General features: G+C 68.8%; 18 protein-coding genes. 6 read left to right on the top strand and 12 right to left on the bottom strand.

Annotated elements, in window-relative coordinates:
- Positions 1 to 5: 5 nt before the first annotated feature.
- From purM to ACSGC5_RS09620, 4 genes are all read right to left on the bottom strand, one after another.
- Entirely contained in the window at positions 6 to 1,118 is a 1,113-nt protein-coding gene (purM, locus tag ACSGC5_RS09635) for a phosphoribosylformylglycinamidine cyclo-ligase (protein ID WP_434970413.1), read from the bottom strand.
- Positions 1,119 to 1,141: 23 nt separating this feature from the next.
- Entirely contained in the window at positions 1,142 to 1,546 is a 405-nt protein-coding gene (locus ACSGC5_RS09630) for a hypothetical protein (protein ID WP_434970412.1), read from the bottom strand.
- Between the two features lie 25 nt (positions 1,547 to 1,571).
- Positions 1,572 to 1,892: a potassium transporter Trk gene (locus tag ACSGC5_RS09625; protein ID WP_434970411.1), complete on the bottom strand. Its 321-nt coding sequence runs from the start codon at positions 1,890 to 1,892 to the stop codon at positions 1,572 to 1,574.
- A gap of 67 nt (positions 1,893 to 1,959) precedes the next feature.
- Complete coding sequence (locus ACSGC5_RS09620) at positions 1,960 to 5,817, bottom strand: HtaA domain-containing protein (protein WP_434970410.1); 3,858 nt, start codon at positions 5,815 to 5,817, stop codon at positions 1,960 to 1,962.
- Positions 5,818 to 5,966: 149 nt separating this feature from the next.
- On the opposite strand from ACSGC5_RS09620, the gene ACSGC5_RS09615 reads away from it, so the two are divergent.
- From ACSGC5_RS09615 to ACSGC5_RS09605, 3 genes are read left to right on the top strand one after another with little or no spacing between them, the layout of a single operon-like run.
- Positions 5,967 to 7,100 carry a heme/hemin ABC transporter substrate-binding protein gene (locus ACSGC5_RS09615; RefSeq protein ID WP_434970409.1) on the top strand — a complete coding sequence of 378 codons (1,134 nt, stop codon included), beginning with the start codon at positions 5,967 to 5,969 and terminating at the stop codon, positions 7,098 to 7,100.
- Positions 7,097 to 8,170: a FecCD family ABC transporter permease gene (locus ACSGC5_RS09610; RefSeq protein WP_434970408.1), complete on the top strand. Its 1,074-nt coding sequence runs from the start codon at positions 7,097 to 7,099 to the stop codon at positions 8,168 to 8,170. The genes ACSGC5_RS09615 and ACSGC5_RS09610 overlap by 4 nt, the downstream gene beginning before the upstream one ends.
- Positions 8,167 to 8,943 carry a heme ABC transporter ATP-binding protein gene (locus tag ACSGC5_RS09605; RefSeq protein ID WP_434970407.1) on the top strand — a complete coding sequence of 259 codons (777 nt, stop codon included), beginning with the start codon at positions 8,167 to 8,169 and terminating at the stop codon, positions 8,941 to 8,943. Before ACSGC5_RS09610 ends, ACSGC5_RS09605 begins: the two co-directional genes overlap by 4 nt.
- A 48-nt stretch (positions 8,944 to 8,991) precedes the next feature.
- Here ACSGC5_RS09605 and ACSGC5_RS09600 read toward each other — a convergent pair whose 3' ends face one another.
- A complete protein-coding gene (locus ACSGC5_RS09600) occupies positions 8,992 to 9,345 on the bottom strand; it encodes a sterol carrier family protein (protein WP_434970406.1) in 354 nt (117 codons plus the stop codon).
- Positions 9,346 to 9,379: 34 nt separating this feature from the next.
- Between ACSGC5_RS09600 and purD the strand changes: the two genes are divergently transcribed.
- Complete coding sequence (purD, locus tag ACSGC5_RS09595) at positions 9,380 to 10,645, top strand: phosphoribosylamine--glycine ligase (protein ID WP_434970405.1); 1,266 nt, start codon at positions 9,380 to 9,382, stop codon at positions 10,643 to 10,645.
- On the opposite strand, the gene ACSGC5_RS09590 is transcribed toward purD, so the two are convergent.
- Together ACSGC5_RS09590 and ACSGC5_RS09585 are read right to left on the bottom strand one after the other, a co-directional pair.
- The gene (locus tag ACSGC5_RS09590; protein ID WP_434970404.1) at positions 10,638 to 12,137 is read right to left on the bottom strand and encodes a DHA2 family efflux MFS transporter permease subunit; all 1,500 of its coding nucleotides are present in this window, start codon (positions 12,135 to 12,137) and stop codon (positions 10,638 to 10,640) included. The genes purD and ACSGC5_RS09590 overlap by 8 nt on opposite strands.
- Positions 12,134 to 12,757, bottom strand: a complete 624-nt coding sequence (locus ACSGC5_RS09585; protein ID WP_434970403.1) for a PadR family transcriptional regulator — start codon at positions 12,755 to 12,757, stop codon at positions 12,134 to 12,136. The genes ACSGC5_RS09590 and ACSGC5_RS09585 overlap by 4 nt, the downstream gene beginning before the upstream one ends.
- Positions 12,758 to 12,944: 187 nt before the next feature.
- Here ACSGC5_RS09585 and ACSGC5_RS09580 point away from each other — a divergent pair, with 187 nt between their 5' ends.
- Both ACSGC5_RS09580 and ACSGC5_RS09575 read left to right on the top strand, forming a co-directional pair.
- Positions 12,945 to 14,228 carry an ATP-binding protein gene (locus ACSGC5_RS09580; protein WP_434970402.1) on the top strand — a complete coding sequence of 428 codons (1,284 nt, stop codon included), beginning with the start codon at positions 12,945 to 12,947 and terminating at the stop codon, positions 14,226 to 14,228.
- Positions 14,229 to 14,277: 49 nt separating this feature from the next.
- Entirely contained in the window at positions 14,278 to 15,174 is an 897-nt protein-coding gene (locus ACSGC5_RS09575; protein WP_434970401.1) for a phosphoribosylaminoimidazolesuccinocarboxamide synthase, read from the top strand.
- A gap of 48 nt (positions 15,175 to 15,222) precedes the next feature.
- On the opposite strand, the gene ACSGC5_RS09570 is transcribed toward ACSGC5_RS09575, so the two are convergent.
- The 5 genes from ACSGC5_RS09570 to ACSGC5_RS09550 all read right to left on the bottom strand — a co-directional run bounded on the left by ACSGC5_RS09570 (position 15,223) and on the right by ACSGC5_RS09550 (position 21,187).
- Positions 15,223 to 16,296, bottom strand: a complete 1,074-nt coding sequence (locus ACSGC5_RS09570) for a LacI family DNA-binding transcriptional regulator (RefSeq protein ID WP_434970400.1) — start codon at positions 16,294 to 16,296, stop codon at positions 15,223 to 15,225.
- 46 nt (positions 16,297 to 16,342) lie between these two features.
- Positions 16,343 to 17,848 (bottom strand): GH1 family beta-glucosidase, encoded by a 1,506-nt coding sequence (locus ACSGC5_RS09565; protein WP_434970399.1) that lies wholly within the window; start codon positions 17,846 to 17,848, stop codon positions 16,343 to 16,345.
- 1 nt (position 17,849) lies between these two features.
- On the bottom strand, positions 17,850 to 18,758 hold the full coding sequence (locus tag ACSGC5_RS09560; protein WP_434970398.1) for a carbohydrate ABC transporter permease: 909 nt from the start codon (positions 18,756 to 18,758) through the stop codon (positions 17,850 to 17,852).
- Positions 18,755 to 19,837 (bottom strand): carbohydrate ABC transporter permease, encoded by a 1,083-nt coding sequence (locus tag ACSGC5_RS09555; protein ID WP_434970397.1) that lies wholly within the window; start codon positions 19,835 to 19,837, stop codon positions 18,755 to 18,757. Before ACSGC5_RS09555 ends, ACSGC5_RS09560 begins: the two co-directional genes overlap by 4 nt.
- Positions 19,838 to 19,906: 69 nt before the next feature.
- A complete protein-coding gene (locus tag ACSGC5_RS09550) occupies positions 19,907 to 21,187 on the bottom strand; it encodes an ABC transporter substrate-binding protein (RefSeq protein WP_434970396.1) in 1,281 nt (426 codons plus the stop codon).
- Between the last annotated feature and the right edge of the window lie 46 nt (positions 21,188 to 21,233).

The following is a 21,233-nucleotide window of genomic DNA, read 5'->3' as shown; positions in this document are numbered from 1 at the left end:
GGTGGTTACTGAGCTCCTTCGGCGAACGATCCGACCAAGCGCACGGCACCGCCGTCGACACCCTTCGCGCCCTCGACGTATGTCCCGCTCGGCCGCGGCCCGTCCGAGACGACACCGATCTGCCACGACGCGATCCCCTCGGCCCTCAGCGCGGATACCGCGTCCTCCGCCTGATCCGCCGCCACGACGGCGATGAAGCCGACGCCGAGGTTCCACGTCCCCTCGGTGTCCGCGAGGGCGATGCCGCCGCGGCTTGCGAGGACCTGGAAGACTGCGGGCGGAGTCCACGTCGCGCGGTCGACATCGACCCACGTGCCTGCCGGGAGCACGCGGGCGAGGTTCGCCGCGATCCCCCCGCCGGTCACGTGGCTGAGGGAATGGACCCCGCCTCCGGACTGCGCGATCAGGCGCAGCAGCGGGGCGGTGTACAGGCGGGTGGGCTCGAGAAGGACCTCACCCCAGGACGCGCCGCCGAACTCGGCCGCGGCGTCGGAGTACGACAGCCCGGATGCCGAGACGATGTGGCGCACGAGCGAGTAGCCGTTGGCGTGGAGTCCGCTCGACGCGAGCGCCAGGACGACGTCCCCGGACTCGACGCGATCGGCGCCGAGCACGGCATCCGCTTCGACGACACCGGTGGCTGCTCCCGCGACGTCGTAGTCATCGACACCGAGCAGGCCCGGGTGTTCGGCGGTCTCGCCGCCGACGAGGGCGGTTCCGGTCTCTTCGCAGCCGCGCGCGATACCCGCCACGATGTCGGCGATGCGCTCGGGGACGACCTTTCCGCAGGCGATGTAATCGGTCATGAAGAGCGGCCGCGCACCGACGACGACGATGTCATCGACCACCATGCCGACAAGGTCCTGGCCGATCGTGTCGTGTTTGTCGATCGCCTGGGCGATCGCGACCTTCGTTCCCACCCCGTCTGTGCTCGTCGCGAGCAACGGCCGCCGGTAGGCCCGGAGCGTAGAGGCGTCGAACAGGCCTGCGAAGCCACCGACTCCGCCGAGGACCTCGGGACCCTGCGTGCGACGAACGGCCGCCTTCATGAGTTCGACGGCGAGGTCGCCGGCTTCGGTGTCGACGCCCGCGGCAGCATAGGGATTGTGGGACTCCACCCGAACAGCCTACCGGCGCGTCCTCAGCTCTCGTCGCGCATCCAGGGCGGGAGCTGATCGGTCATGGGTCGGGAGAGGTCGTCGACGAAGGTGACCTCCTGCGCAGCGCGCGCGGCACGGATGCGACGCAGGTTCCGCCGTTCGACCGTCAGGATGATCCCCGCGCTGACGAGCAGGCAGATCGCCACGCACACCATCGCGTTCAGACCGAAGGCCCACACGATCCCCGCCTCACCGGATGAGGCGACACCCCGACCCGAGGTACTGCCGACGACGGTGAGCGCTGCCGCAATCAGTACCCCCGCGACGATGCCGGCGCCCAGAATCCGCCCGTAGCGGGGTGACCGGCGAACATGCACCGCCTGCACCTGGATGTCGATGACGTGTTCGTGTTCATCGGGTGAGGACGACGCGTGTCGGACTGCCATTGGACTGCCCCTCACCCTGTGCCGATCAGTCGCTCGTGATGATGCGTTCGTGGTCTACCCGGAGGGTGCGAGCGCGGCGCGCGTAGACCCGGTCCAGGATGAGTGCGACCGCGCCCCCGAGAGCGACTCCGGCCGAGACGAAGATCAGCAGCAGGAAGCCGAAGACCTGCATCTGCGAGTACACGAGGCCGGTGTTCGGACTCACCTGCGTCGTGCCGTCGAACGCGAACGTCAGAATCATCGCGACGATCATGCCGACCGCGCCGCCCAGCAGCAGGAACACGGCGTACTTGGGACTGCGCCGCACCGTCACCTGCTCGAGGCGCTGGTCACTCGTCGGGGACATGCCACCATTGTCGCACCCTCTCGCGCGGCGGGACTCGTCGGCGAGAGGGTGCGAGCGCGCTCACGCGTCAGTTGTCGTCGACGCCCGTTCCGGATGCCGCGCCGCCACGGCGACCGATCAGCACGCCTGCCACGACGATCACGGCGAGTAGCCCGACGCCTCCGGCGATCCATGGCCACACCGGCGCGGGGTCGCTCGTCGATGCCACGTCCTCTGCTGCCCCCTCGACTGCCGCGACAGGCTCGTCGGCCGCGGCCGGGGCCCCGGTGAGACAGTCCGCGGTGACCGGGATGATGGCCGAGATCGGGTCGAGCTCTTCGCCACGGGGATACGTGCCGAAGGCGGCGGCTCCGGCATCCGTGAGTGTCGCCGGCACCGCATCGAGCGTGATCGCACCGTCCACGACCTCGAGCGAAGGCACCGTGAACTCCGCAAACCGCACGCCCGGCTCGGCGACCGACGCGCCACCCTGGGTTTGCCCGGCAACGTCGAAGACGAGATACCCCGTCTCCCCGGCCAACTCAAGCCGCGCGTTCGACAGCGTCGTGTCGAGAGCACCGTCGTGCCCGGTGAAGCGGATGCTGCCACCGTATGTCACGAGCCCCGTCATCGTCTCGGGATCGATCGATCCGGTTCCGTCGGCCCACACGTAGTCGGGGTAGACGTACTCGACATCCGTCAGCTCCCAGCCGCCAGCCGCGATCCCCTCGACATAGACGCGGAACGACTCCTTGAAGCCCCACGAGAGCGTCGCACCGTCGACAGCGCACGTGCCGATCGCGGCAGCGCGGGTAAGCGTGAATACGACGCCGCGGTCAACCGAGCCCTGCAGCGTGAGCGTGTGCTCGCCGTCGGCGAGGCTCGCCGGCAGGGAGCCGGTCCATCGCACGACGCCCTGCTCATCGGCGGTGAGGTCTGTCGCGATCACCGTCGGTGTGGAATACACGACGAGGGCGATGTCGGTTTCATTCGGCTCGAATCCCGCGGCCTCGATCGTGAAGACACCGCCGGACTGGAGGGCGGCCAGGCTCTGCTCATCCAGATCGATGCCACTCGTGGCGGGAGGCGCCGACGGGATGCCGTTGGTCGTGGTGGTCGTGGTCGCCGACGCGGCAGCTACCGTGCCTGTGGCGCCGAGCGGCGCGGCGGCCGGCACACCGATCGTGAACGTCACGGGTGCGAGGGTGGTCGAGAAACCGCCGAGCACCTGCGAGATCCCGGCGGCGGTGAGCGTTGCCGGGGCGTTCGTGAAGGTCACAGCACCGTTCACGTCCGACCGCTGCGCCGCACCGAGGCCCAGCGTCGCGAACTGCACCTGGCGGCCACCGCTGGTGACATAGAGGGATGCGGAGCTCGGCGAGGTGATCCGCACCTGCGGGTTCGCAATCGTGACATCCAGAGCGCCCTGGTGCCCGAAGTACCGCACCGAGCCCCCGTAGGACACGGTCCCGGTTCCCGTGGCCGGCGAGAAGGTTGACACTTCAGCCTGGCCGAACCAGAAGGTCCCACCCGAGCGGGTTGCGCCGTTGCCGACCGAGATCGACCCCTTCGCAATGGTGCCCGTGACATAGCTGTTGAAGCTGGGCGAGATGGCCCACGACATCGATCCCCCTGCCACCGGCGCCACCGGCTCACGCGGAGTCGGTGTGGGCGTGGTCGGTGTGGGCGTCGGGGTGGGCGTCCCGCCACCGGGGAAGAGGATGCGCCAGTCTGCGTCGGTGAAGGCGATGTCGGCGCGAGCGTAGATCGTCTCGGCAGTGGGCATCGTGTGTCCCTGCCACACGATCACCTCGTACTGCGTGGTCGCGTCGAGCTTCGCGGTCGGCGCGACGATCGTCTTCTCGAACGCGCCGTCGACGATCGCGCCCGGGGTCATCCAGAACCCGAACTCGACGTACCCGCCCTCGCCGGTCACCTGAGACTCCGTGCCCTTCTCGATGATCGCCGCGTACGCCCCGGTGACGTCACCGAAACCAGACCCGATGATCGACACTGTCGCACCGTCTTCGGCATCCACCGACACCACCGACGTCTCGATAGTCGGCACGGGTTCGGGGGCCGCGATCGTGATCGGGACCTCGAGTTCCTGCGCGGAGTTGGTCACACCGCCGGCGGCGTAGGTGAAGACACCGTAGTGCCCGTCGTTCACGAGCGCGGACGGTTCGGTGACCGAGAGCTCGGCGGTGAACGATCCGTCGTCAGCGAGGTCGACCCACTGGGACCGGACGAGGTTCTGATAGTCCGACGGAACCTGGTTCAAGACGGACTCCGCGAGCGCCCACTTCTGGGAGCCGATCTTGCGCAGGCTGCTCGCTGCACCTGTGGAGGGCTGCCACTGCTCAGCGAAATGCCCGAACACGACGTAGGTGCCCTGCGGCAGGGTGTTGGGGATCGGTGCTCCGCGACCGCCGACGTTCGCCTGCGGGTCGAACCCGGTTCCTCGGACGATGAGTGTGTCACCGAGAGCGACCGGGGTGTCACCGACGGGCGTGACACCGTCGGCAAGGAACACGTCGATGGCGGGCGCGGGCGGGAACAGGGTGTTCCAGTGGGCGTTCGTGAAGGCGATGTCGGCGCGAGCGTAGATCGTGTCGGCAGTCGGCATCGTGTGTCCCTGCCACACGATCACCTCGTACTGCGTGGTCGCGTCGAGCTTCGCGGTCGGCGCGACGATCGTCTTCTCGAACGCCCCGTCGACGATCGCGCCCGGGGTCATCCAGTAGCCGAACGCGACGTAGCCACCGCCGGCGTTCACCTCGGATTCGGTGCCCTTCTCGATGATCGCCGCGTACGCCCCGGTCACGTCACCGAAACCAGACCCGACGACCGCGACCGCCGCGCCGTCCTCAGCATCCGCCGACACGACCGACGTCTCGATGGCGGGGTGCTCGAATGAGATCGGCGTGAACGTTTCGAACGGCGCGTACACGGCGCCGCCGCCCGCGTAGGTGTAGACGCCCCAGTTCCCCTCGAAGTCTTCGTTCTCGGAGACGTCGAGCGTCACCTCGAACGTGCCGTCCTCCGCGATCACGGCGGCACCGCGGGCGGGTCCGCCGATCGCTGCGACGCTGTCGGCGTGCACCCCCCAGCGAGCTGCAACCGTCTGGATCCGGGCCGCGGAGGACGCGCCAGCAGAGGGCCGCCACTGATCGGGGAAGGCCCCGACCACGATGTACGCACCGGTGAACACACCGCTCAGGGGCTGGCGGGTCCCCGACGTCGCCGGCGGCGAGGGCACGAAGCCCGATCCGCGCACGACGATCGTGTCACCCTCCGGGTTCAGTTCTGCAGTCTTCGAGACCGTGACCGCTGGCACAGGGGTCGCAGATGCGGTCTCGGTCGGCTCCGGACTCGCAGACTCCGTGGGGTCCGGGGTTGCGGTCTCGGTCGGCTCCGGACTTGCCGTCTCCGTGGGCTCGGTCGAAGGCGTTTCCGTCGGCTCCGGTGCGGGCTCGGCGACCGTTACCGCCGCGAACGTGTCCATCGTGCGGTTGGTAGCAGAGAGCGCATGAGCGGCGGATGTCGCAACGTGATACGCGACACCGGTTGCGAGCGACCCTGCCGGCACGGACAACGTGGTCGTGAACGCTCCGTCAGTGATCGCCGACGGCTCAACCCACGTCTGGACGATCCAGCCGGATCCCGCGAGCGGACCGCCACCCGACCAGACGGAGGTCGCACCGAACAGGACGTAGACGCCGTGGGCAGCGCCGTCTCCCACAAAGCCGGTACCCGTGACGGTGAGCGTATGAGCCGCCTCGGGATCGAGGTCCGTCGACGGGCTCACGGAGATGTGCGGACCACTGTCCGCCACCGCCGGCGAGGCGGTCACGGCTCCGGCAAGCACGAGAGCGAGCGCGATCAGTGCCGCGAGCGCGGCACGGATGCGGTGGGGCGGGGCGAGGTCGATCACACGGTCGGTCACAGGATTCTCCGGGTGGGCAGCGGCCTGGAGCTGCTGCAGGCATCGGTTTGAGGAGGTCGGTAAGTAAGGTTAGGGTTTCCTTACTACTTCACTCCGACGCTACGGGCACAGGCCTCATCCCGTCAACTTTTAGGCAAGCCTCACCTAACATGATTCTCTTTCGACGACGTGCACTCACCGCGCTGGTGGCTGCCGGAGTTCTCGCCGGCGCACTGACCGGCTGCAGTGCAGCACCCGGATCGCAGGTCGACCCCTCATGCCCGGATGCTGCCACGGCACTGTCCGCGCTGGAGCTCGTCGATGACGTGCGCGCGGCGACGGGCCCGTCGACTGCCTGCCTGGCCTCGAACGGGGTCGTCGCGGTGGCCGACACGACGGCGCCCGCGCTTCCGGTGACGGTCACCGACGCGGAGGGCACCGAGGTGACCATCACGGATGTGAGCCGCATCCTGCCTATCGACATCTCGGGCACCATCGCTGCCACGGTCTTCGCCTTGGGGCTGGGCGACAACGTCGTCGGCCGGGACTCGTCGACCGACCTCGCCGGCACCGAGGACCTTCCCGTCGTCACCAACGCCGGCCACACGCTCAATGCGGAAGCGATTCTCCAGCTCGCCCCGACCGTCGTGCTCACCGACACCAGCCTGGGCCCCAAGGAGGTTCGGCAGCAGCTTCGAGACGCCGGCATCGCCGTCGTCGTCGTTTCGGACGACCGACGCCTGGACACCACCGATGACCTCGTCGCCGAGATCGCCGCCGCCCTCGGAGTCCCCACCCGCGGTGCCGCTCTCATTCGGCAGGTGGATGGCGAGATCGACGCCGCGCGCGAGCAGATCGGGCAGGTCGCCCCGCCTGATGAGAACGAGAAGGCGCGGATGCTCTTCCTCTACGTGCGCGGCAACGCGAACATCTACTACATCTTCGGCGCGGACTCCGGGGCCGACTCGCTCATCGACGCGGTCGGCGGCATCGACGTGGCAAGCGAGATCGGGTGGCAGGGAATGAGGCCGATGACCGCCGAGGCACTGATCGCTGCGCAGCCGGACGTCATCGTCATGATGACCCTCGGTCTGGAATCGGTCGGCGGCGTCGACGGGCTGCTCGAGCGCATCCCCGCTCTCATGCAGACACCCGCCGGTCAGCACCGGCGCGTCATCGACATGGCCGATTCGCAGATCCTCTCGTTCGGTCCCCGCTCGCCCGAGATCATCCTGGCGCTCGCCCGGGCGCTCTACGCCCCGGACGGCGCCGCCGCGGGCGCCACCCCGGTGCCTGTGCCGTGAGCCAGGAGGTCGTCGTTCCGACGCCGGCCCGGTTCCGCGCGTCTCGCTTCGCGGTCGTGACCGCGCTGCTGGTCGTCGCGCTTGTCGCGACAGTGATCGTCTCGCTCGGCTCCGGCCAGTACCCGCTGTCACCGGCCGAGGTGGTCGGCATCCTGCTCCGCGCGGTCGGGATCGCGGGCGACGGGGCCCCGGATGCCGCACCCGCCGCGGGGGTCGTGCTCGAGATCCGTCTGCCCCGCATCGTGCTGGGCCTGCTGGTCGGATGGGCGCTGGCGGTCTCGGGCGTCCTGATGCAAGCGATCTTCGGGAATCCCCTGGCAGATGCCAGCGTCGTCGGGGTCTCGTCCGGCGCTGCGGTCGGGGCTGCCGCGAGCATCACCTTCGGTCTGGTGACGCTCGGCGCGTGGACGACTCCCCTGTTCGCGTTCGCGGGCGGTCTCATCGCCGTGTTCTCGGTGTACCTCATCAGCCGCTCGGGGGGCCGCACCGAGGTCGTGACGCTGCTGCTGACCGGCATCGCGATCAACGCGATCGCGGGCGCCGGGCTGGCGCTTCTCACCTTTGTCGGCACGACCTCCACCCGCGAACAGATCGTGTTCTGGCAGCTCGGCAGCCTGAACGGGGCCCTCTGGCAGAACATCGCCCTGGTCGCCCCGCTGGTCATCGCCGGCTCGATCGTCGCCCTCGCCGTCGCGCGCTCGCTCGACCTCTTCGCGCTGGGCGAGCGCACGGCCCGTCACCTGGGAGTGCGTGTGGAGGCGCTGCGGGTCGTCGTGATCGTCACGGTCGCCCTCCTGGTGTGCGCGGCCGTCGCGTTCGCCGGGATCATCGCGTTCGTGGGTCTTGTCATCCCCCATCTGCTGCGGATGGCGATCGGCCCCGCGCACCTGCCGCTCGTGATCACGAGCGCACTCGGCGGTGCGCTGCTGATCGAAGTCGCCGACCTCGTCGCCCGCACCGCGGTGCCGCTTGCCGACCTGCCGATCGGTATGCTCACCTCGCTCATCGGGGGGCCCTTCTTCCTGTGGCTGCTGCTGCGAGCGCGCCGGAGCGCCGGAGGGTGGGCATGAGTGCGCGACTGGTCGCGCGGAGCGTCACGGTACAGCCGGATGCCGCCGTCTCGCCGATCCTGGAGGACGCCGGCCTCGAACTGCGCTCGGGAGAGGTCCACGCGCTCGTCGGACCCAATGGCGCCGGCAAGTCGACACTGTTCGGAGTGCTTTCGGGGGACATCGTTCCCGCATCCGGATCGGTCGAGCTCGACGGAAGGCCCGTCGGCGCGATTCCCGCCAAGGATCTGGCACGACAGCGGGCGGTTCTCCTGCAGCAGAACGACGTCGCCTTCGCCTTCACCGTCGAACAGGTAGTGCGGATGGGGCGCGCTCCGTGGGCGCGCACACCGCGAGAAGACGCTGACGACGACCTCGTCGATGCGGCACTCGCTGCGACCGACATGTCCGCTCTGCGCCACCGCGCCGTGCGCTCGCTCTCGGGCGGTGAGCGCGCGCGCGTCGCTCTGGCGCGCGTGCTGGCACAGGATGTCGGCATCCTGCTGCTGGACGAGCCCACGGCCGCCCTCGACCTGCGCCATCAGGAGGACGTCCTGCGGATCGCCCGCGAGCGCGCGGACGCGGGAGCGACCGTGGCGCTCGTCCTGCACGATCTGAACGCCGCATTGGCCTACGGGGATCGCGCCACCCTGCTCTCCCGGGGCCGGGTGGTCGCCACAGGGACTCCCGCGGAGGTCGTGACCGCGGAACGGATCGGGGAGGTCTACGGCCAGGCCGTCGACATCCTGACCCACCCCGTCACCGGGATCGGCGTGGTCGTGCCGCGGCGGTGAGCGGGCGCAGCGGGTCAGGCCGGCCCGGGGTGGGTCCGGATGCTTCGCTCACGGCCTCAGCGGCAGCAGGTGCGAGAAGTCGGCGCGAACGCCAGAGGCCCGCAGGGAACCTCCGGTCTCGGCATCCGTCCACCCGATCCTGCCCGTCGCGAGATCGATCCACGTCGCCGCGTCCATCTCGACGACGTTCGGCGGAGTGCCCCGCGTGTGACGAGGACCCTCGATGATCTGCGTCGCACCGAACGGCGGCACCCGCACCTCCACCGTGGCCCCCGGAGCTTTCTCGGCGAGCAACTGGAGCAGGTATCGCACCGCGGTCGCCGTCTCCGGGCGGCCCGCGGTGCCGTCGGTGACCGCACCGAGTGCGGCGCGTCCGGCTTCGGTCGTGATCTTGGGGGGCACGCTCCCACGCTACGCCGCTCGGTAGGCTGACCGGGTGCGAATCCTCGTCCTCGGCTCCGGTGCCCGTGAACACGCGATCATCACGTCGCTGCGCAGCGAAGCGGTGGCGCACGATATCTTCGCCGCTCCCGGCAATGCCGGCATCGCCCGGGATGCCACCCTGGTCGCGATCGATCCCAACGACCCCGTCGCTGTCGCCTCGTTCGCGCAGGACGCGTCCATCGGTCTGGTCGTGATCGGGCCCGAGGCGCCGCTGATCGCCGGCGTCGCCGACGCGCTGCGTGAGCGCGGCATCCCGACCTTCGGCCCGGGCAAGGCGGCAGCGCAGCTCGAGGGGTCCAAGGCGTTCGCGAAACGCATCATGGAGTCCGCCGGCGTCCCCACCGGCCGCGCGACGCATGCTGCCACGCGTGACGAGGTCGCGGCGGCGCTCGACGAGTTCGGCGCACCGCACGTCGTGAAGGCCGACGGCCTTGCCGCGGGCAAGGGTGTCATCGTCACCGACGACCGGGAGGCCGCGCTGGCCCATGCGGCAGAGTACCTCGGCGCCGGTGGCGTGCTGGTCGAGGAGTTCCTCTCGGGCCCCGAGGTGTCGCTCTTCTTTCTCAGCGACGGCGACACGGTCCGCGCACTCAGCCCCGCGCAGGATTTCAAGCGCCTCCGTGACGGCGACGAAGGCCCCAACACGGGGGGCATGGGCGCGTACTCCCCGCTCCCCTGGCTCGACGACGGGTGGGGCGGCGAATCCGCGTTCGTCGCGCAGGTGACCCGGGAGGTCGCGGAACCCGTCATCCGGCAGCTGGATGCGGAGGGCACCCCCTTCATCGGCCTGCTCTACGCGGGACTGATCCTCACCGACCGCGGTGTGCGAGTCATCGAGTTCAACGCACGGTTCGGTGATCCCGAGACGCAGGTCGTTCTGCCCCGGCTCGTGGAGCCGCTGTCGGGACTGCTCCTGGCAGCGGCATCCGGCACCCTCGAGGACATCGCCCAGCCCACGTTCCGCGACACAGCGGCAGTGACGGTGGTGCTCGCGAGCGAGGGATACCCCGCGGCGCCCCAGGTAGGTCGACCGATCACGGGAACGGATGCCGCGGCATCCGTCGACGGCGTGCATCTGGCGCATGCGGCGACCGCGGAGGGGCCGGAGGGCCTTGTCGCGACCGGCGGGCGGGTGCTCAATGTCGTGGCGACCGGAGACGACTTCGCCCAGGCCCGCGCGCGTGCCTACGACGCGCTGTCAGAGATCTCGCTTGAGGGCGGGCAGTTCCGCACCGACATCGCGGCGCGCGTCAGCTAGTGCGCTCCCGCGGCGTGCGGTGAATGAACAGCGACGCCGCGACCGCGATCAGGATGACGGCGGCCGGCAGCATGAGCGTCTGCGCCATGGCCGTCGAGAAGCCCTCAGCCACCGGGGCGGGCAGCACACCGCCCCCGAAGCTCTCGGTGCTGTCGGCGGCACCCGGGAGGTTGGCCTCGAGCCGTGACTGCATGAACGCGGCGATCGCCGCCGAGCCGATCACCGAGCCGACGGTGCGCGTGGTGTTGTAGATGCCCGCGCCGGCGCCGGCCTCGCGTGGCGGCAGGTTGTGGGTCGCCGCCGTCGCCAGCGGTCCCCACATTCCCGCGTTACCGATTCCCATGAGGGCGGACGGGAGCAGGAACATCCAGATCGGGGTATCGACGTTCAGCAGCGCGGCATACCACCAGAGCGACACTGACACCGACAGGATGCCGGGAACAAGCAACCAGCGGGCGTCAGTGCGGTCCAGCCATCGTCCGGCAAGCGGGGCGAGCACTCCCGAGAGCACCGCCATGGGGATCAGCAGCAGCGCGGATTCGGTCGGCGTGAGCCCGCGCGCCAGCTGCAGGAAGAACATCAGCGGAAGCGCCATGGTCGTGACAGCGAACCCGACGGCGGCGATGGCGAGGTTCGCGAGGGAGAAGTTGCGGTCGCGAAAGAGAGGGAGCGGCACAAGGGGCTCGCTGCGGGTGCGCGACTGCGTCCAGAGGAAGATCCCGAGCAGGATGACGCCGACGATGATGAGTCCCCACACCGAGATCGGGCCCCAGATCACCCCCCAGTCGTATGCCTCTCCTTCTTGCAGTCCGAAGACGATGCAGAACAGCGCTGCCGCGCTGAGGATGACGCCCACGATGTCGAACCGGTGGCGGTGTGTCTCGAGCCGGGGCACCAGAACCGCGGCCAGCACGAACGCGATGACGCCGACGGGGACGTTGATGAAGAAGATCCACTCCCAGCCCAGTGCGTCGACGAGCAGGCCTCCCGCGAGCGGGCCGACGAGCGTTGCGACTCCTGCCGTCGCACCCCACAGACCCATCGCGGCGCCGCGGCGGTGGGGCGGGAATGTGCGGGTGATCACCGCCATCGTCTGTGGGGTCATGAGGGCGGCCCCGAGCCCCTGAACAGCACGCCACGCGATGAGTGCGTCAAGTGTCGGCGAGAGCCCGCACGCGAGGGAGGCGCCGGTGAAGATGACCAGTCCGATGAGGTAGATGGTCTTGGGTCCGAACCGGTCGCCGAGGCGGCCGGTGATCAGCAGCGGTACGGCGTAGGCCAGCAGGTAGGACGAGGTGACCCACACCACGTTGTCGAGGTTGGCCGTGTCGGGGTCGAGCGCCGCTTTGATGGCGGGGTTGGCGACAGCGACGATCGTCGTGTCGACGAGGATCATGAAGAACCCGATGACGAGCGCGAACAGGGCGGGCCATGGGTTGCGAGCCGGCGAGGTAGAGGCAGGTGGCGCCGCGGGGCGGGTGATCTCGGTCATGAGCGTGCTGCTTCTCTCTGTGCGCGATACGCGGATTCGGGGGGTTTCGGGCCGCCGCCCCAGGCGTAGCCCGGGTCGGCGAGTCGGTCGATCGTCTGATGGAGCCACCGCGTCTCGGCGGCAAGCAGCGCTTCCTGTCGCTCGACCTCGATCAGGTACTGCTCGGGAACACCCTCGGCGCGTGCTGCCGCGAGCCCGGTCCGGTGCTGGGCGTGATCAGCGTCGAGCTGGGCGGCGCGCTGCCGAAGGAGTGCGATCACCTCGTCACGCTCGAGGTTGTGCGCCTCGGCCAGGGCGACGCGAAACTCGATCGGGTGATCGACGCGCGGGAGTTCGGCCCGCAGCCACGTCTGAACCGCGTCGGCACCCGCGGGAAGGAGAGTGTACGTGGTGCGCTCGGGGCGATTGCCGTCACGGTCGTTGCCGACCTCATCGATCAGACCCGCCCGCTGGAGGCGCGCGATCGTGTGGTAGAACGTGCCGTTGGTGATGGTCACCATCCGATCGTCGCGGCGGTGACGCAGCAGGCGGATCATCTCGTACGGATGCATGTCGTCCTCGCGCAGCAACGCCAGCGCCATGATCGCGATGGGGGTGAGGGCGGGTTTCGCGGCGTTCACAGGTCGTCCGTCTCGGGAGTAGTCCAGGCAGGTTAGTCCACATGGACTATATGCCCGTGAATCCTCGGCGGCAACCGGCAGATGCCTCCGATCATCACCGCGGTAGACAGCCAGCGCGGTCACCCGCGAAGATCGGCTCAGGACCGCTCGGCGACGGGCGGTCCCCTGACTCGCTGGGGAGGTCACGATGGTCCGAATACGCCAGCACCCGCGTGTGCGAGAGGCTCACGCCGATGACATCGACGGCGTCGTGCAACTGTGGCAGTCGGTGGCCGGCTCTGGCGGCGCGGTCTATTCCCTGGCCGAGGTCATCGCGTCGTGCCGCGAAGACGTCGCCATCGTTGCCGTCGTGGGCGAGGAGGTGGTCGGCGCCGCTGTCGGTCGGGCAGCGCACGCGCAGGGCTGGCTCGTCTTCTTCGCTCTTGACGACGAGGTCGATCCGGGCGTGGCGGGCGAGCTCCTCGACGCGCTCGAGAGACGGATGGCCCCCCTCGGACTGGGAACGCTGTCGGCCCTCGTGTCCGAGGAGGGCGGCGGGGCTCACCACCTGGTGCAGAACGGCTTCCACGAGCAGCGTCACCTGCGCTATTTCGAGCGGCGGCTCCCGGTGCAGCGGCGGGAGCTGGATCTGCTGAAGGAGGTCGGCGGCCGCGTCCTTCCCCGGGACCTGTGGAATGCGGTTGCCGGGATGCGGCAAGAGAAGAACCTGCTCGAAGAGCGCCTCGTCGCCCCGCTCGCACAGCCCGAGTTGGCCGCCCGGTTCGGTGTCGTCGCACCGCGTGCGGTCATGCTGTTCGGTCCGCCGGGGACAGGGAAGACCACCTTTGCGCGCGCCGTTGCGTCCCGCCTCGACTGGCCATTCGTCGAGCTGTTCCCGTCGCGGCTGGGCGATGCTCCCGGCGGCATGGCCAGTGCCCTGCGCACCTCTTTCGAGAAGATCGGCGAGCTCGAGCACGCCGTCGTGTTCATCGACGAGGTCGAAGAGATCGCTTCCCGCCGCGGTGGCACGCCGCCGTCGCCGACACAGGGCGTGACCAACGAGCTGCTCAAGCTCATCGCCGAGTTCCGTGATCGCCCCGGCCGGCTGCTGGTGTGCGCGACCAACTTCGTGCGGGCGCTCGATGCCGCCTTCCTCCGGCACGGGCGGTTCGACTACGTGCTGCCGATCGGATTGCCCGATGCTGAGGCCCGCGAAGCGATCTGGACGCGCTACATCCCGTCCGACTCCCTCGGCGACCTCGATCTGCCGCTGCTCGTGCAGGCCAGTCAGGGCCTGACGCCGGCGGATATCGAGTACGCGGCACGGCGCGCATCGCAAGAGGCGCTGGGTCGCGCGATGCGCGAGGGTGACTCGGCGGCGGGGCTGCGGACCGAGGACTACCTCTCGGCGCTCGCATCCACCCGCGCGACAGTCTCGCCCGAGGCGGCGGCGGAGTTCGGCGAGGACATCGAATCACTCGCTCGCCTGTGACCGACCTCCCGGCACCGGGGTCCACGAGGGGACCTGCGAGAATGCTCGGGTGACAGATCACGGCGCTCCCGCTTCGCTGCCCGGATGGCATCCCGTCTATTCCGGCAAGGTGCGCGACCTGTACCTGCCCGACGATGACACCGACCAGCGCATGCTCCTGGTCGCCAGCGACCGGGTCAGCGCCTTCGACCACGTGCTCGAGCCCGGCATCCCCGGAAAGGGAGAGCTGCTGACCACCCTCAGCCTGTGGTGGTTCGCGCAGCTGGCCGGCGCCGACGGGGGCGCGCCGGTTCCCAACCATCTCGCCGGGGACCAGACCGACATTCCGGATGCTGTCCGCGGGCGCGCGATGATCGTTCACCGCCTGGAGATGCTGCCCGTGGAATGCGTCGTGCGCGGCTACCTCACCGGTTCGGGCTGGCTCGAGTACCAGGCGCACGGCACCGTGTGCGGCATCCCCCTGCCCGAGGGACTGAACGACGGCGACCGGCTCCCCGAGCCGCTGTTCACACCCGCCTACAAGGCACCGCTCGGGGAGCACGACGAGAACATCACCTTCGCCCAGACCGTCGAGCTCGTGGGCGCGGACCGCGCCGCTCAGCTGCGCGAACTGTCGCTGCAGACCTACCGTCGCGCTGCCGACACCGCCGCCGCGCGCGGACTGATCCTCGCCGACACGAAGTTCGAGTTCGGCATCCGGGATGGTGTCCTGACCGTGGCCGACGAGGTGCTCACGAGTGACTCATCCCGGTATTGGGACGCCGATGCCTGGCGTAACGGCGCGACGCCGGCGGAGCGCATGGCCAGCTTCGACAAGCAGATCGTGCGCGACTGGCTCGCCTCCGCGTGGGACAAGACCGGCACACCGCCCGAGCTGCCCGCCGAGATCGTGGCGCGGACCGCCGCGAAGTACCGCGAGCTCATCGACCGGCTCACCACCGACTGACGAGCCGTCGCCCCGCTCGGATACGCGCCGCGGCGTGGATGATGCGGCCTATGCGCTGTCTCGGACGATCAGTTCGGTCTCGAGGATCGTCGCGTGCGGCGGCGTCCCTCCCGCGAGGAGTTCGAGCAGCACCGCGACCATCCGTTCCCCCTGCTGGAACGAGGGCTGACGGATCGTCGTGAGGCGGGGGCTCACGGACTGCGCCACCGGGGAGTCGTCGAAGCCGATCACCGCGACATCGTCCGGCACCTTCAGGCCCGCCGCGGCGAGCACCGAGAACGCGCCCTGCGCCATCAAGTCGCTGGCGATGAACAGTGCCCGCGGCGGGGGGCCGGCATCCAGGATGCGGCGCATGGCGCTCGCTCCGCCGTCTGGCGTGAACCCGCCGTCGGCGTTCGCCCCCTCGGGCAGACCCGCGTCGGCAAGGGCGCGTCGATAGCCCACGAGGCGGTCCACACCACCGGGCATCGTCAGGGGACCGGTGATCGTCCCGATGTCGGTGTACCCGCGCTCGATCAGGTACCGGGTCGCGTCATATCCGGCCCGGACGTTGTCGACGTCGACGTAGTAGTCGGTCTCGCGCTCGCGCACGGGGCGGCCACCGTAGACAACGGGAACCGCGGCGGCGATGCGATCGATGAAGGTGTCGCTCGTGTGGTGAGAGGCGATCAACGCGCCGTCGACGCTCCCGCTGCGCAGGTACCGCGTCGTCTTGTCACCCGGATCATCGCTTGCGATGAAGAGGTTCAGCACGTAGTCGGAGGAGCGCAGGCCGGCGTTGATGCCCGAGACGATCGACGCGAAGAACGGGTCGCCGAAGAAGCGTGTCGTGTCCTCGGGCACGACCAGTGCAAGCGCACGGGTCTGCCGACTCGCGAGCGACCGGGCGGCGCGATTGGGAACGTAGTTCAGTTCCGCGATCGCGCGGTTGACGGCATCCAGCGCCGCGGGGCTCACCGCTGTTGAGCCATTGACGACGCGCGAGACCGTGGACCGGGACACCCCGGCCGCGGCCGCGACCTCCTCGATCGTCACCGCACCGCGTAGCGGGGTGCCGTGCAACGCGGTGCCGTGCAACGCGGTGCCGTGCACCTGCACTTCGCCCACGACGGCATCGCTCATCGTTCCACCGTCCACGTGGGTAACCTCCCTCGGCGGGGCGTCTCGCCTAGGGCGAATCGGGTAGGGCCCGCGCTGCAATGATCTCGCGATATCGAACGCCGCTGTCCTTGACGACGCGCTCCTGCGTGTCGTACTCGACTCGTACGATACCGAAACGCTTGGCGTATCCCCATGCCCACTCATAGTTGTCCATGAGCGACCAGTAGAAATAGCCGCGCACATCCACGCCGGCGTCGGCAGCGTCGAGGATCGCAGCCAGGTGCTCCTCCAGGAATGCGGTGCGCGCCTGATCATGCACGCGCGGCACACCGTCTTCGTCCACGCGGACGTCGTCGAAGGCCGCCCCGTTCTCGGTGACGTACAGAGTGACACCGGCGGGCTGCGCGTACTCGTCCCACACGCGACGGAGCAACGTCGTCAGCCCTGACGGCTGGATCTCCCAGTTCATGGCGGTGCGCGGCAGTCCCCGATCGTGCCAGAAGATGCCCTCGTGGGAGGGGAACGGCGACGCCGTCTCGCGATCGGTCGGGGCATCCCCGCCGCCCGGGTTGACCAGCGGCGGCGTCCCGCCGACCAACTCACCGTGGTAGTAGTTCACGCCGAGGCTGTCGATCGGCGCCGAGATCGTGGCGAGATCGGCATCCGTCACCGCACGTTCCCACTGCGCGACCGCGTCAGCGTCGACCGCGCGGATGTCCGCCACGATGTCTGCCGGGTACGCACCACGGAACAGCGGATCCAGGAACCAGCGGTTGAACTGACCGTCGATGCGGCGCGCCGCGTCGAGGTCGGCGGGCGCGTCCGAGACGGGATCGGCGACCGTCAGGTTCAGGGTGATCCCGAGGTTCAGCGACTCGTCCCGGGCGCGCAGTTCCCGGACCACCTGGCCGTGCCCCAGCAGCAGGTAGTGGGACGCGAGCATCCCCTCCGCGATGCTGAACCTTCCGGGCGCGTGGATGCCGGCGGTGTAGCTGAGGAACGACGAGCACCAGGGCTCGTTGAGCGTCGTCCACACCTTGACGCGGTCACCGAGCGCATCGTGCACGTCGAGGGCGTACTCGGTGAACAGGTCAGCTGTTTCGCGCACCGCCCAGCCGCCGCGTTCCTGCAGCGCCTGCGGCAGGTCCCAGTGGTAGAGCGTCAGCCACGGCAGGATGTCGGCGTCGAGCAGCTCATCGACGAGGCGCTTGTAGAAGTCGAGCCCGGCGGGGTTGATCGCACCACCGTCGGGGCGGATCCGCGACCACGACGTCGAGAAGCGGTAGGTCTGCAGACCGAGGTCGCGCATGAGCGCGACATCCTCGCGGTACCGGTGGTAGTGGTCGCAGGCGACATCCCCGTTGTCGGCGTTGATCACGGCCCCGGGCACACGGCTGAAGGCATCCCAGATCGAGTCGCGGCGGCCGTCTTCGTGGGCGGCGCCTTCGATCTGGTACGCCGCGGTCGCTGCCCCGAACAGGAAGTTCGTCGGGAACGGTCGCCCCACCCCCGACGCTGCGGTCTCGGGTGCGTGCGCCGCTGCCACGGTCTGGGTCGAGAAGTCGGTGGTCATTTCAGCCTTTCACTGCTCCTGCCATGATGCCGCTCACGAGCTGCTTGCCCGCGAAGATGAACAGGATCAGCAGGGGGATCGTGGCGAGGATCACCCCGGCGAGCACGATCGAATAGTCGACGAAGTAGTTGGATTGGAGGAGGGAGAGCGACACGGGAAGCGTCGGGTTCTGCCGGTCGAGCACGATGAACGGCCAGAAGAAGTTGTTCCACGCCGTGACGAACGTGAACAGCCCCAGCATCGCGGCGGCAGGGCGAGCCGCCGGCATCCCGATCGTCCAGAACGTGCGGAACGAGCTCGCGCCGTCCACCCGCGCGGCTTCGATCAGCTCATCGGGAACGGCCTGCTGCAGGTACTGGGTCATCCAGAACACCCCGAACGCCGTCACGAGAGCGGGAACGATGATGGCACCGATCTGGCCCGTCCAACCGAGGTCGGCGAACAGGATGTACAGCGGGACGACACCCAGCTGCGTGGGAACCGCCATGGTCGCGATCACGAAGACCAGCAGCCAGCGGCTCCCCGCGAAGCGCAGCTTCGCGAAGGCCCATCCGGCGAGTGTCGAGAAGAACACCACGGATGCCGCGATGACCACCGAGCTCCAGATGCTGTTCCACAGCGCCAACCAGAAGTTGACGGCGGGGTTGGAGACCACGGCAGCGGCGTTGGCGAAGAAGTTGCCGCCGGGGATCCACGACATGTTGGGGTCGCGGATCGTGCTCGAATCTCCCGAACCGATGAGGATCGACCAGTAGTAGGGGAAGAAGCACCCGAGCAGGAAGACACCCAGGATGGCGTAGGTGATCCACCCGGGACGCTGGCCACGGATGCCACGGCGACGGCGGGGCTTCCGCTCCTCGGGCGGGTACTCGTCGCGCGGGGCGACCGGGATCGGCTCGACGGCGGTCATCGCACGTCCTCCTTGGGTGTCGATGCTGCTGCGGAATCGGCAGCCAGCCGTTCGCGCGCCGCGCGGGCCTGTGCTCGCCTGTCACGGCGACTGAGTCCACCTCGGGTGCCTTCGGTGCGAACGACTCGCTGCGTGACGAGAAGGTTGATCACACCGATCACCAGGATGATGAGGAACAGAATCCAGGCAAGGGCGGCAGCGCGGCCGAAGTTCCATTCTCCCCAACCGATGTTGTAGAGCCAGAGGGTGATCGTGAGCCACTGCGAGTTCGCGCCACCCGTGCCGTACTGGTCGTACATGCGGGGCTCGTCGAAGATCTGCAGGCCACCGATGGTCGAGGTGATGATGACGAAGATCAAGGTCGGGCGCAGGCTCGGCACCGTGATCGAGAAGAACTGTCGGATCTTGCCGGCGCCGTCGACGGTCGCCGCCTCGTAGTAGTCCCGCGGAATGGCCTGCATCGCGGCGAGGAGGATGAGGGTGTTGTAACCGGTCCATCGGAAGTTCACCATCGTCGCGATCGCGATGTGGCTGGCGAAGGCATCCGAGTGCCACGGCACCGGGGGGATCCCGATCGAGGCGAGGAGGTTGTTCACCAGGCCGTACTGGTCGGCGAACATGTTGCTGAAGATGAGGGCAACGGCGACGGGCGCCATGACGTAGGGCACGAGCACACCCATGCGCCAGAAGGTCTTGGCACGGATGTTCTGATCGAGCATCGCCGCGATGAAGATCGCGATGATCAGCTGCGGCACGCTCGAGAGCAAGAAGATGCTGAACGTGTTGCGCAGCGCGATCCAGAACTTCGGGTTCGACAGAACCCATGTGTACTGCTCGAAGCCGATGAACTCGCCGGAGTTGCGGACCAGATCCCAGTCCATGAACGAGATCACGGCCGTGTAGGCGATCGGGAAGAGGCCGACCACGAAGAAGAGGATGAAGAACGGCGAGATGTAGAGGTAGGGCGAGAGCTTCAGGTCCCACCGGCTGAGCCGATGCCCGAAGCCGATGCGCCGGGGCGAGCGGCCGGGGGTCTGCGCCGGGGCATCGGATGCCGGGCGGGCAAGTGTGCTGGTCACGAGAGCTTCCTGAGATCGGGGGGGATGTGCTGCGGACCCGGCGGGGTCGCCGGGTCCGCAGCCGGGTTATCAGCCGATCAGATCGACTTCAGACACCCACTGGTCCCACGACTGCTGCGCGGTCTGCGTGCCGTCTTCGACACGGGTCAGCGCCTGCTGCATCGCGTCGTTGATCTGGAAGTAGTACTGGCCCTTGAACGGTGCGACGTCGACCGCGTTCGCGCGGTCGGTGAAGATCGCGCCGACGGGGGCGTTGTTGAAGTACTCGTTCGTCGAGTCCAGCAGAACCGGGTCAGCGAGAGCCTCGACCTGGCTCGGGAAGGTGCCGGCGTTCTCGAACGCCTTGATCTGCTGCTCAGGAGCGGTCAGCCAGTCGGCCAGCTGCTGAGCTGCGGCGACGTTCGCACCGCCCGCGGGAACGGTCAGGTACGAGCCGCCCCAGTTGCCACCGCCGCCGGGGAAGACGTTGGCGACGTTCCACGTGGTGACGTCAGGCGCGTTGCCCGAGATGACACCGAGCATCCAGCCGGGGCAGAGCATCGTGGCGTAGTCACCGTTGGCGAGGCCTGCGAACCAGTCGTCGCCCCACTGCTGGAGGTGAGCGGACTGCGTCGCGCTGGCGTCGAGAACAGCGTTGTAGATCTCCTGGACCTCAGGGTTGGTGGTCGCGATGATCTCGCCGGTCTCGGGGTCTTCGTACGCAGCCTCGACCTGGTTGATCATGCCCTGGTAGGTGGCCCCGGCGGAGTCGAACCAGGCCTTGCCGGTGGCGTCGACATACTGCTGGCCGACCGAGAAGTAGGTGTCCCAGTCTCCCGTGAGGAGCTCTGCGACGGCATCCGGGTCAGTGGGCATACCGGCGGCCTCGAGCAGGTCGGTGCGGTAGCACACGGCCTCGGGTCCGATGTCGGTGCCGTAGCCGATGAGATTGCCCTCGGGGTCGGTGGCCGCCTCGACCTTCCAGTCGAGCCAGCGGTCCGTCAGGTCGGCGGGAACCGGCGCGAGCAGGTCGGCGTACTCCATGACCTCGGGCAGCCAGTCGACCTCGATCGCCTCGATGTCGGCCAGGCCCGTGTTGCCGAGCTTCTGGAAGTAGTTCGCGCGCGCGTCGTTCGAGGTGGCAGCGATGTTGTGGACGATCGTGACGTTCGGGTTCTCGTCCATGTACTCCTGCAGGAGCTCATCGGTGTAGCCGAAGTCGTTGAAGCTCGAGATGGTGAGGGTGATCGGCTCGTCGGGGTTGACGGTTTCCGATCCCCCGCCGCTGCCCGAGCAGCCCGCGAGGACGAGCGCGGAGGCGCCGAAAGCGGCGGCGACGATCGCGCTGCGACGGAAGGCACGTGATGACACAGTCACTCCTTTGTGTGGTGGATGCCGGGACGGCACCCGATGGCGT

Origin of the sequence: Microbacterium sp. bgisy207 (genome assembly GCF_965345035.1) — a bacterium.
GTDB lineage: Bacteria > Actinomycetota > Actinomycetes > Actinomycetales > Microbacteriaceae > Microbacterium.
This window is presented reverse-complemented; position numbering and strand designations above follow the sequence as displayed.